Origin of the sequence: Noviherbaspirillum sp. (assembly GCF_035944575.1) — a bacterium.
GTDB lineage: Bacteria > Pseudomonadota > Gammaproteobacteria > Burkholderiales > Burkholderiaceae_D > Noviherbaspirillum.
The window spans coordinates 1-12,083 of sequence record NZ_DASZBA010000072.1 but is presented as its reverse complement, the minus strand read 5'-3'; the positions used below and the strand labels follow the sequence as shown (position 1 = coordinate 12,083).

Here is a 12,083-nt window from a genome sequence, read left to right as displayed (position 1 = left end):
GCCAGTTCGAAGGGCAGGCCGGATGTGCTCGGTCCGCCCGTCCCAATCGGCTTGGTTTCCACTTTCGCTGCCTTGGCCGGCGGCGTATCGCTATAAGTGATTTTTCCGTCCGGCCCGACCGACTTGTACAACTGCGCGTGGACGCTCGCCGAAAACAACATAATCAGGCATGCGGATGCCGGCAAAGCGTAGTTCATGGTTGTCCCCCTGTTGAACCAATTGATGTTTTTATGCGGTCATGCCGTTGTGACGCAACAAGGCGTCGATATTCGGCTCGCGTCCGCGGAATGCCTTGAATGATTCCAGGGCCGGGCGTGATCCGCCCATGGCCAGGATTTCACGCTGAAACTTCCGGCCGGTCTGCTCCGACAGGATGTTGCCTTCAGCGGCACCGGCCTCCTCGAACGCACTGTAGGCATCGGCCGACAGCACTTCCGCCCACTTGTAGCTATAGTATCCCGCCGCATACCCGCCGGCAAATATGTGCCCGAAGGAATTCTGAAAGCGATTGAACGAGGGAGGAATCAGCACCGCGACCCGGTGGCGCACTTCGGCCAGAACGTCCTGGGCGCTCTTGTTGCTATAAGGGTCATAATCGTAGTGAAGATGCATATCGAACAACGAAAATTCCACCTGCCTCAGCGTCTGCAGACCGGACTGGAAATTTTTTGCCGCAATCATCTTGTCGAACAGGGAGCGGGGCAGCGGTTCGCCGGTATCGGCATGTGCGGTCATGTGTTGCAGCACATCCCATTCCCAGCAAAAGTTTTCCATGAACTGGGACGGCAGCTCCACCGCATCCCATTCCACCCCGGAGATTCCCGATACCCCGAGTTCATCAACCTGGGTAAGCATGTGATGCAAACCATGCCCAAACTCGTGGAACAACGTATTGACTTCGTCATGGGTGAAGAATGCGGGCCGGGCGACACCGTTCACCACCACAGGACCGGAAAAATTGCAGGTCAGATATGCCACCGGCGTTTGCACACCTTGCTGCAGTCGGCGACGACCGCGCGCATCGTCCATCCATGCGCCGCCGCGCTTGCCTGCGCGTGCATAAAGGTCCAGATAAAACTGTCCGATCAACTGGCCGTCTTTCTCGATGCGGAAAAACTTTACATCCTTATGCCAGGTAGGAGCCGAATCCGGCTTGATGTCAACGCCAAACAATGTCTGAACCAGGCGGAATAGTCCCGCAGTCACCTTCGGTTCCGGAAAGTACTGCTTTACCTCCTGCTCCGAAAATGCATACCGCTGCTGGCGCAGTTTCTCCGATGCATAGGTTATATCCCATGCTTCCAGCGTATCGAGATCGAGCTCCTTTTTCGCAAATGCCCGGACTTCGGCGAGGTCATTCTCCGCAAACGGGCGGGCGCGCTTCGCGAGGTCTTCAAGGAAGGCAATGACCTGTTGCGGCGTATCGGCCATCTTGGCTACAAGAGACACTTCGGCGTAGTTGTTGAACCCCAGCAGCCTGGCTTCCTCGGCGCGCAGTTTCAGGATGTCCGCGATGTTTTTCGTGTTGTCCCACTCCGGTTTGGCGCCGAGTTCCGATGCCTTCGTTGCATTGGCGCGGTAGATCCGCTCGCGTAGGGAACGGTTCTTCGCGTACTGAAGAACCGGGAAATAGGAAGGGAAATGCAGGGTGAATTTAAAGCCGGTCTTGCCATCCTTTTCGGCCGCGGACTGCGCCGCATGCTTGACATCGTCGGGTAACCCATCGAGTTCGGCTTCGTCCTCGATGAACAATGCAAAGTCGTTCGTCGCATCAAGCACGTTTTCCGAAAACTTCGTGCTTAATGCCGCCTGCTGTTCCTGGATTTCGGCGAAGCGCTGCTTCTTATCGTCCGGCAATTCGGCGCCGCCGAGACGGAAATCGCGCAGCGCATGTTCGATGATCTGTTTGCGCGCCGGGGAAAGCGTTTCGTAGGCAGCGCTGGCGCGCAGTGCCTTGTACTTCTGGAACAGCGCGAGGTTCTGGTCAAGGGATGTGCGGAATTCGGTAACCTTGGGTTGATTTTCGTTGTATGCGGCACGCAATTCCGGTGTGTCGGCAACCGAATTCAGGTGCCCCACGATACCCCATGCGCGTCCCAGCTTCTCGGTCGCGTTTTCCAGCGGTTCGACGAAACTCTCCCAGCTGACCTCCGTGGCAGGCGCTTCCAGTCGTGCAACGACGGCGCGGCTTTCTGCCAGCAAAGCGTCAATCGCCGGCGTAACGTGTTCGGGTTTTACCGCATCGAAACGCGGAAGATCGGAGAAGTCGAGCAGGGGATTCAAATTGGCATTCATTCAGTCAGGTTCTTTCAGCAGCTTCGATTGTGTTGACAAGTAACATCGTGATCGTCATCGGACCAACGCCGCCGGGTACCGGCGTGATATAGCCGGCTACTTCCCGTGCATTGGCAAAATCCACGTCGCCGCAGAGTTTGCCCTCATCGTCACGGTTCATTCCGACATCGATGACGACCGCGCCGGGCTTGATCATGTCGGCGGTCACGATATTGCGCTTGCCCGTGGCAACCACAAGGATATCCGCCTGTCGCGTATGGTGGCCGAGATCACGGGTCTTGGAGTTGCAGATGGTGACGGTTGCACCGGCCTGCAAGAGCAGCATCGCTTGCGGTTTGCCAACGATGTTGGAGGCGCCGACGATCACGGCATGCGCACCGCGCACCGGATAGTCGATGGATTCCAGCATCTTCATGACGCCGTATGGCGTGCAGGGGCGGAACAAAGGCTGTCCAGTCATCAGCAAGCCTGCATTGCTGATGTGAAATCCATCGACATCCTTCTCCGGTGCAATCGCTTCAATGACTTTGTGGGCGTCGATATGCGGAGGCAGGGGCAGTTGGACCAGGATGCCGTTGATCTTCGGATCCTGGTTCAATGCATCGATCCGGGCCAGCAATGCTTGTTCCGTCAGGTCGGCATCGTATTTTTCGAACACTGAATGGATACCGTTGTCTTCACAGGCTTTGATCTTGTTGCGCACATACACTTGCGATGCAGGGCTGTCGCCGACCAGTACGACCGCCAGGCCAGGCTGCTTGCCGCGAGCGGTGAGGGCAGAAGCGCGATTGGCGACATCGGCGCGCAGTTGTTGGGAAAGCAAAGTACCGTTGATCAGTTGTGCGGACATGGTGAGCGAGGGAAAGAAACGATTAAAACAGGATTATAAGACCTCGCTGAGAGGAAGCCATGAAGCGGAAGGGGCACAAGTGGACGATGCGATCCAGGTATTCCGCAATATGAAATTAAGTACCGTATTTTGAAATTATCAAAAACACCTGTTAAAATATTTTCATTGCGCACTACCACGTTCAAACGTTGTCAAAAATAGCCCGATTGCATTCCAAAATCGGATGGTCAATAAATCAGGAGACGCACTATGTCAGCTCAGCTCGACCAAGTGTTGGCCCAAGCGGCCAACGATCCCGATGTAATGGAAACCCAGGAATGGCTCGACGCGCTCGAAGCCGTCATCGAAACAGAAGGGCCTGAGCGTGCGCACTACCTGATGGAGCGCATGGTCGATCTGGCCCGCCGCCGTGGCGCACATATTCCCTTCTCCAGCAATACCGCTTACGTCAATACCATCCCCGCCCATCTCGGCGAACACTGTCCCGGCAATCTCGAATACGAGGAACGATTGCGTTCCTGGATGCGCTGGAATGCGATGGCGATGGTCGTCAAGACCAATCGCGGCGAGGGCGATCTCGGCGGCCATATCTCCAGCTTCGCCTCGCTGGCCAATATGCTGGGCATCGGCTTCAATCATTTCTGGCATGCGCCGACCGAGGACCACGGCGGCGACCTGCTCTATATCCAGGGGCATTCGTCACCGGGCATCTATGCGCGTTCCTTCCTCGAAGGCCGCATCACCGAAGACCAGATGCTGAATTTCCGTCGTGAAGTCGATGGCAAGGGCCTTTCTTCGTATCCTCATCCGAAGCTCATGCCGGACTACTGGCAGTTCCCGACGGTGTCCATGGGGCTCGGCCCGTTGATGGCGATCTATCAGGCGCGTTTCCTGAAGTACCTGCATGCACGCGACATTGCCAAGACCGATAACCGCAAGGTTTGGGTATTCTGCGGCGACGGTGAGATGGACGAGCCGGAGTCGATGGGCGCGATCGGTATGGCCGGCCGTGAAAAGCTCGACAACCTGGTGATGGTGGTCAACTGCAATCTGCAGCGCCTTGACGGCCCGGTGCGGGGCAACGGTAAGATCATTCAGGAATTGGAAGCCGATTTCCGCGGTGCGGGCTGGAACGTGGTGAAGGTGATCTGGGGCGGCTACTGGGATGAACTGCTGGCGCGCGACAAGGAAGGCATACTGCAGCGCGTCATGATGGAAACCGTGGATGGCGAGTACCAGAACTACAAGGCGAAGGATGGCGCTTACGTACGCAAGCACTTCTTCGGCAAGCACCCGAAGCTGCTGGAGATGGTAAGCAAGATGTCCGATGACGACATCTGGCGTCTCAATCGCGGAGGCCACGATCCGCACAAGATTTACGCCGCGTTCAAGAATGCACAGGATACGAAAGGCCAGCCGACGGTCCTGCTGGTGAAAACGATCAAGGGCTTCGGCATGGGCAAGTCGGGAGAGGCGCGCAATACCGCGCACCAGACCAAGAAGCTCGACGACCAGGCGATCCGCGACATGCGCGACCGCTTCAATATTCCCATCCCTGATGACAAGCTGGCGGAGATTCCTTTCTTCAAGCCGTCCGAGGATTCGCCGGAGATGAAGTATCTGCACGAGCGTCGCAAGGCACTCGGCGGTTATCTGCCGCAGCGGCGGATGAAAGCCGACGAAACGCTCCAGGTTCCTGATCTGGCTGCCTTCCAGGCGGTGCTGGACCCCACTGCCGAAGGCCGAGAGATTTCCACGACGCAGGCTTTCGTACGTATGATCACGACCATGCTGCGCGATCAGAACATCGGCAAGCGCGTTGTGCCCATCCTGGTCGACGAGGCCCGCACCTTCGGCATGGAAGGCTTGTTCCGCCAGATCGGCATCTTTAACCAGATGGGCCAGCTTTACGAACCGGTCGACAAGGACCAGGTGATGTACTACCGCGAGGACAAGGCCGGCCAGATCCTTCAGGAAGGCATCAACGAAGCTGGTGCGATGAGTTCCTGGATCGCGGCGGCGACTTCGTACTCGACCAATAACCGGGTGATGATCCCGTTCTATATCTTCTATTCGATGTTCGGTCTCCAGCGCGTAGGTGATCTCGCGTGGGCGGCGGGCGACATGCGGGCCCGCGGCTTCCTGCTTGGCGGCACCGCCGGACGCACCACCCTGAACGGCGAAGGCCTGCAGCACGAAGACGGACACAGTCACGTGCTCGCATCGACCATACCGAACTGCATACCCTATGACCCCACCTTCGCGTATGAAGTCGCGGTCATCATCCAGAATGGCCTCAAGCGCATGGTCGAGCAGCAGGAGGATGTGTTCTATTACATCACGCTGATGAACGAGAACTACAGCCATCCGGGACTGAAGCCCGGTACGGAAAAGGACATCCTGAAGGGCCTGTACCTGCTGCAGGAGGGCGACAAGAATGCCAAGCTGCGCGTGCAACTGATGGGCTCGGGTACGATACTTCGCGAAGCCATTGCCGCCGCCGAAGTCCTCAAGAATGACTGGAACATTGCCGCCGACGTCTGGTCCGCTCCTTCGTTCACGCTGCTGGCTCGTGACGGCCAGGATGCGGATCGCTGGAACCTGCTGCATCCGACGGAACAGCCGCGCCTTGCCCATGTTACCGAGTCGCTGCAGGGCACCACGGGGCCGATCGTCGCAACCAGCGACTACATGCGCGCCTTTGCCGAACAGATCCGGGCATTCATGCCGAAAGGCCGCAATTACAAGGTGCTTGGTACCGATGGCTTCGGCCGCTCCGATACCCGCGCGAAACTGCGGGAGTTCTTTGAGGTCAACCGATATTATGTGACGGTTGCCGCCTTGAAAGCGCTGGCCGAAGACGGTGCGATCGACGCAAAGGTCGTCGCGCAGGCGATCGCCAAGTACGGCATCGATCCGAACAAGCCGAATCCGGTTACGCTGTAATTCACAATAAATCCCTTTTCGCCGGTATCTATCGGGTTTCCTCTCCTTGCAAAAGGAGGGGAAACAAGGGCGAGGGTGATGAGATCGGGCCCCGGCATGCGTTGCTCGTCCCTCACAATCCTATTCCGGCCTTCTCTCCCAGGGAGAAGGAGCCGATTGGCGCAAGAACAAAAACGGAGCTAAAGCTATGGGTATGCAGGAAGTCAAAGTACCGGATATCGGCGACTTCAAGGAAGTTGAAGTCATTGAACTGATGGTCAAGCCGGGCGATACGGTCAAGGTCGACCAGTCGCTGATTACAGTGGAATCCGACAAGGCCAGCATGGAGATTCCATCCAGTCATGCAGGTGTCGTGAAGGAGTTGAAGATCAAGGTCGGTGACAAGGTGTCGGAAGGTACCCTGTTGCTGGTTCTTGAAGAAGACGGCGCGGGTTCGGCGCCTTCCGCCGGCGCAGCGCCTGCTGAACAGCCCTCGACGCCGCAACCGGTCCCGCTGGTGCCGGCATCGACTTCCGGGGCGGTGGCGAATCCTGCGTCCTCCGGCACGTTCGACGTCGAAGTGCCGGACATCGGTGATTTCAGCGACGTCGAAGTCATCGAATTGATGGTCAAGCCCGGCGATGCGGTCAAGGTCGATCAAAGTCTCGTAACGGTGGAATCCGACAAGGCCAGCATGGAAATCCCGTCCAGTCATGCCGGCATCGTCAGGGAGTTCAAGGTCAAGATCGGCGACAAGGTTTCCAAGGGCTCGCTGCTATTGACGCTGGAGGGGGAGGGCGGTACGTCCGCTCCTGCTGTGCCGGCGTCTTCGCCGTCCGCACCGGCCTCGGGTTCGGCCGATCCGGTCGGTGCCGCGATCGCCGCGCTCGCGTCGAAAGCTCCCGCGGCGACCGCACCCCCACCGTCGACTCCGAGGTCCGTGCCCACAGCCGCGCTCGATCCTGTCGAATCCTCCGGCACCAAACCCCATGCGTCGCCCTCCATCCGCAAGTTCGCTCGTGAGCTTGGCGTGGAACTGACGCGCGTGAAAGGCACGGGACCCAAGGGAAGAATTCTGCATACCGATGTGCAGGCTTTCGTCAAAGGCGTGATGGCAGGGGCGGTCAGCGCACCGGCACCCGCTGCCGGCGCTCCGGCAAAGGGTGGCGGATTGGATGTGCTGCCGTGGCCATCCTTGGATTTCTCCAAATTCGGCGAAACCGAACTGCAGCCACTGTCGCGCATCAAGAAGATCAGCGGTCCCAACCTGCACCGCAACTGGGTGATGATTCCGCATGTCACCCAGTTCGATGAAGCCGATGTCACCGAACTCGAGGAATTCAGAAAATCATCGAATGCGGCGATGGCCAAATCCGGCGTCAAGCTCACCATGCTGGCTTTCGTGATCAAGGCCAGTGTCGCCGCGTTGAAGAAATTTCCTGTCTTCAATTCCTCGCTCGATGCGAAGGGGGAGAACCTGATCCTCAAGAAGTATTACAACATCGGCTTCGCCGCCGATACGCCGAACGGCCTGGTGGTGCCGGTCATCAAGAACGCCGACCAGAAAGGCATCGCGCAGATTGCCCAGGAAATGGCGGATCTTTCCGCCCAGGCCCGAGAAGGCAAGCTCAAGCCCGCCGACATGCAGGGCGCGACATTCACCATCTCGTCGCTGGGCGGCATAGGCGGTACGGCGTTCACACCGATCATCAATGCACCCGAAGTCGCGATCCTCGGGCTGTCCAAATCGGAAATCAAACCGGTCTGGGACGGCAAGCAGTTCGCCCCGCGGCTGATGCTGCCGATGTCGCTGTCGTATGATCATCGGGTGATCGACGGTGCGATGGGGGCACGTTTCTCGGTGTATCTCGGCGAAGTCCTGACCGACATGCGCAAGGTCTTGTTGTAGTGGCCATGCAACGCAAGTGGCAAGTGCTTTCTCGATCAACCACGGAGACCAACAATGACCACCTGTGTCGTCGTCAAGAAGAACCATGAAATTGCCATAGCTTCCGATTCCCTGGTGACGTTCGGCGATACGCGGCTGTCCCATGCCTATGAAGTCAACGAAAAAGTGTTTCCGGTCGGAGATTCGTATGTCACTCTCGCCGGAACCGCCGCGCATTTTCCGGTAATGCGCAAATTGCTCACTGCCATGGGCGACGAATGCCGGCTCGGCAGCCGCGATGAGGTATTCGAAACCTTTTCGAGGGTGCACGAAATACTGAAGGAAAAATACTTCCTGAATACGAAGGAAGACGAGGATGACCCGTATGAATCGTCGCAGATCACGGCATTGATCGCAAATTCCAGGGGAATTTTCGGCGTGTACTCGTACCGGGAAGTCTTCAGCTTCGATCGGTTCTGGGGTATCGGCAGCGGTCGCAACTTTGCCCTCGGCGCGATGTACGCGGTGTATGACCGGCTGCAAAGTGCGCGGGAAATTGCGGAAATCGGCGTGCAGGCCGGTGCGGAATTCGATAAGAGCACATCGGGACCGTTCCGGATTTTCAGCATGCCGGTGAAAAATGATCTGTAGAAGACCAATACGAACGATCGCCAATCCCTCCTGCTGAGGGCGACAGAATCTATTTGGTGCAGCCAATTTACTTATTCCCGACCTCCGTTCCTTGAAGAGGCGGGGAACGAACGGAGCGAACGCTATGAGCTTGATTGAAGTCAAAGTCCCCGATATCGGCGACTTCAAGGAAGTTGAAGTCATCGAACTGCTGGTCAAGACCGGCGATACGATCAAGGTCGATCAGTCACTGATCACGGTGGAGTCCGACAAGGCCAGCATGGAAATCCCGGCCAGTCATGCTGGCGTAATCAAGGAACTCAAGGTCAAGATCGGCGACAAGGTTTCCGAAGGCACCTTGCTGCTGACTTTGGATGCAGCCGGAGCCGCCGCTGCGCCTGCCCCGGCTTCTGCTCCCGCTTCCGCTGCGGCATCGTCAAACGCGACTGCGGGCTACGGCACTTCCACGCCTCCCGCCGCAGCTGCCGCGCAATCACCCGCTCCGGCGCCTGCGGCACCGGCGCCGCAGGCCGCCAGCTTCGGCGGCCAGGCCGATATCCAATGCGACATGCTGGTACTGGGTGCAGGGCCCGGCGGTTACTCTGCCGCGTTTCGCGCCGCCGACCTCGGCATGGCGACGGTACTGGTCGAGCGCTACGCCACACTGGGTGGCGTCTGCCTCAACGTCGGATGCATACCCTCCAAGGCATTGCTGCACGTTGCCGCCGTGATCGACGAAACACAAACCATGGCCGCACATGGCATCAGCTTCGCGAAGCCGGAGATCGATATCGACAAGCTGCGCGGGTGGAAGGATAAGGTCGTCGGCAAAATGACTGGAGGACTCTCCGGCATGGCGAAGGCACGCAAGGTCAATGTCGTGCAAGGCGTCGGGCAATTCCTCAGCCCGAATCACATGGAAGTCGCCACCCCTGACGGCAGCCGCAAAACCGTGCAGTTCAAGCAGGCCATCATTGCAGCCGGATCGTCGGTCGTGAATCTGCCTTTCGTGCCGGATGACCCGCGTATCGTCGATTCCACCGGTGCGCTGGAACTGCGCGGCGTGCCGAAGAAAATGCTGGTGATCGGAGGCGGCATCATTGGGCTGGAAATGGCGACTGTCTATTCCACCCTCGGTGCTCGCATCGATGTGGTCGAAATGATGGATGGCCTGATGCAGGGCGCTGATCGCGACCTGGTGAAGGTCTGGCAGAAATACAACGAGAAGCGTTTCGACAAGATCATGACCAAGACCAAGACGGTTGCGGTCGAAGCGCTCAAGGAAGGTGTCAAGGTGACGTTCGAGTCGGCGGACCCGGCTGTTCCCGCACCCGAGCCGGGCATGTACGACATGGTACTGGTCGCGGTGGGGCGCAGCCCGAACGGCAAGAAGGTCGCCGCCGACAAAGCCGGCGTTGCCGTCACCGATCGAGGCTTCATCAATGTCGATTCGCAGATGCGCACCAACGTGCCGCATATCTTTGCAATTGGTGACATCATCGGCCAGCCCATGCTGGCGCACAAAGCCGTCCATGAGGCGCATGTCGCGGCGGAGGCGGCCGCCGGCCAGAAGTCACACTTCGACGCCAGCGTCATTCCATCGGTTGCCTATACCGACCCGGAAATCGCGTGGGTAGGGATGACGGAAGACGAGGCAAAGGCAAAAGGCGTCAAGCTGGAAAAGGGCTTGTTCCCATGGGGTGCGTCCGGCCGTGCGGTGGCAAACGGCCGCGAAGAGGGCTTTACGAAACTGCTGTTTGACGCCGAGACGCATCGCATCGTTGGCGGCGGTATCGTCGGCACTCACGCAGGCGATATGATCGGCGAGATTGCGTTGGCAATCGAAATGGGCGCCGACGCGGTTGATATCGGCAAAACGATCCATCCGCACCCGACGCTTGGTGAATCGATCGGCATGGCTGCGGAAGTATTTGAAGGCGTTTGCACCGACCTGCCACCGCCGCGGAAAAAATAGGGCCGTGCTATGCGGCGGACATGCTTTCGGCATCGGCGAGCTTGAAGAAAAATGCCCCGCATGAGCGGGGCATCTTGTTTGAAATGCGGAGTAACGTGCAAGACAAATTCCGGGTCCGCGGCGCAAGGCGGACCACTTTGCGCTTTCAAACCCGGCCCGGCTCTTGCACCCATGTCTGCACTAGCGCCGCTGAGGCGGCCTGTCGTCCTGCCTTGCAGGCGGCGGAATATCACTGTCGAGATCCCGAAAGTCCTCGTCGTCGGTTGCAATGCTGTCGACGCGATCCACACCAATATCGCCGGCAAGGTCAACGTCGCTGTTCCGTCCGGCCGTTGAACTTTCCCCGGTACCTGCCGAATCGATACTCTCGCTGCTCACATCGATATTGTGGCTATCCGGATCTTCGGTTGTTCCTCTGTCCAGGGGCAACACTTCTTCCTCCACTGCTCTGAGGCCGCCCTGTACATCGCTGCCTGTGTCGGAGATATCGCTTGGCCCTAGTGCGTCGGCGCCATGTCCGATGCCGAGCTGGCGGTCCGGTTCCGGAATATTGTCTGGGTCTAATGTGCTTGATGCCATGATCGTTCCTCACTCTTCAGTTGATGAAATACATCGACAGAGCGTCTGTGCGATTGCAATTCTTCCCGTGTGCATGGAAGAAAATACTAAGTCCGGGCAGGATAAATGCGAATGCCGCACCTGTCGCAGCCAGAATTGAAGTCATTACCAAACGCTGTCATTACATTCAATGCCTGTGCAATATCCATACCTTCCCGTAGAAAAAAGAAATGAGCCCTTTTTCATTGCCACGGCATGAATTGGATGGCCGTGAAGAATTCACACCGGATGTCGATGACGCGTGGCCAGTCAGGTGATACTACTTGCATGTCTATGCCGATCCTGCGGCGAGTCGTCCATCAATGGCGGTCGTCGCATGGGCGAACCCGCCTGGAAGATGTTCGGAAGATGTTGCCTGGAAAGTATCCATCACCTTCGAAGCACATTCAAACCCTTGTCCGATGAGCCTATCGATGTACTGCGGCGAAAAATCGAAATCACGCGATACATATTCATACTTGAATTGCTTGCGCGATATGTGCATGAATTCCACGCGTGCGTGTCGCTTTGCGAGGGCCCTCTGGTATTCCTCTTCAATCGCTGCGGTCAACGGCGACTGCGGCCCGTCATTCGCCAACGCCCTCAGCCGCTCCAATCCATCCAGATAGGCATTGCCCACCTCGAATGCTTCCTGGTCGTGCTCGAGCTTGTCGCCCAGCAAAATATTCAGGAACCGGTAATGCGATTGCATCGTACTTGCAGGAAGCTGCTCGGAGTCTCTTCGCAGCATATCGACAATGATGAAAAGATAGTCGTCCGGTGTGCCGGAACGCGGTCGCGTCTCGTGCAATAGCCGGTAAACATTGGGTAACAGGGTATTGCTCCGAAGCTCGGCATCCCAGCAGAATCTTCCATCGATTTCCAGTGGTGAAAACAGTATGGGGATGGCGATGGCAGCGGCG

8 protein-coding genes and 1 pseudogene are annotated in these 12,083 nt (G+C 57.8%); 4 read left to right on the top strand and 5 right to left on the bottom strand.

Annotation, left to right across the window (positions count from 1 at the left end; genetic code table 11):
• From VGU61_RS04030 to folD, 3 genes are all read right to left on the bottom strand, one after another.
• Positions 1-197: DUF4124 domain-containing protein (locus VGU61_RS04030; protein WP_326857812.1), on the bottom strand; the 197-nt coding region annotated here is incomplete at its 3' end.
• A 31-nt stretch (positions 198-228) separates the two neighbouring features.
• The gene (locus VGU61_RS04025; protein ID WP_326857811.1) at positions 229-2,295 is read right to left on the bottom strand and encodes a M3 family metallopeptidase; all 2,067 of its coding nucleotides are present in this window, start codon (positions 2,293-2,295) and stop codon (positions 229-231) included.
• Positions 2,296-2,299: 4 nt separating this feature from the next.
• Complete coding sequence (folD, locus tag VGU61_RS04020; protein WP_326857810.1) at positions 2,300-3,145, bottom strand: bifunctional methylenetetrahydrofolate dehydrogenase/methenyltetrahydrofolate cyclohydrolase FolD; 846 nt, start codon at positions 3,143-3,145, stop codon at positions 2,300-2,302.
• A gap of 249 nt (positions 3,146-3,394) precedes the next feature.
• On the opposite strand from folD, the gene aceE reads away from it, so the two are divergent.
• The 4 genes from aceE to lpdA all read left to right on the top strand — a co-directional run bounded on the left by aceE (position 3,395) and on the right by lpdA (position 10,563).
• Entirely contained in the window at positions 3,395-6,091 is a 2,697-nt protein-coding gene (gene aceE / locus VGU61_RS04015; RefSeq protein ID WP_326857809.1) for a pyruvate dehydrogenase (acetyl-transferring), homodimeric type, read from the top strand.
• A 187-nt stretch (positions 6,092-6,278) separates the two neighbouring features.
• Positions 6,279-7,979: a dihydrolipoyllysine-residue acetyltransferase gene (gene aceF / locus VGU61_RS04010; RefSeq protein ID WP_326857808.1), complete on the top strand. Its 1,701-nt coding sequence runs from the start codon at positions 6,279-6,281 to the stop codon at positions 7,977-7,979.
• Between the two features lie 54 nt (positions 7,980-8,033).
• On the top strand, positions 8,034-8,609 hold the full coding sequence (locus VGU61_RS04005) for an MFS transporter (protein WP_326857807.1): 576 nt from the start codon (positions 8,034-8,036) through the stop codon (positions 8,607-8,609).
• Positions 8,610-8,733: 124 nt separating this feature from the next.
• The gene (gene lpdA, locus VGU61_RS04000; protein WP_326857806.1) at positions 8,734-10,563 is read left to right on the top strand and encodes a dihydrolipoyl dehydrogenase; all 1,830 of its coding nucleotides are present in this window, start codon (positions 8,734-8,736) and stop codon (positions 10,561-10,563) included.
• Positions 10,564-10,743: 180 nt separating this feature from the next.
• Here the strand turns inward: lpdA and VGU61_RS03995 are convergent, their stop codons facing one another.
• Positions 10,744-11,142, bottom strand: a complete 399-nt coding sequence (locus VGU61_RS03995; protein ID WP_326857805.1) for a hypothetical protein — start codon at positions 11,140-11,142, stop codon at positions 10,744-10,746.
• A 310-nt stretch (positions 11,143-11,452) separates the two neighbouring features.
• Positions 11,453-12,083: pseudogene (locus VGU61_RS03990) on the bottom strand (hypothetical protein); the annotation flags it as partial.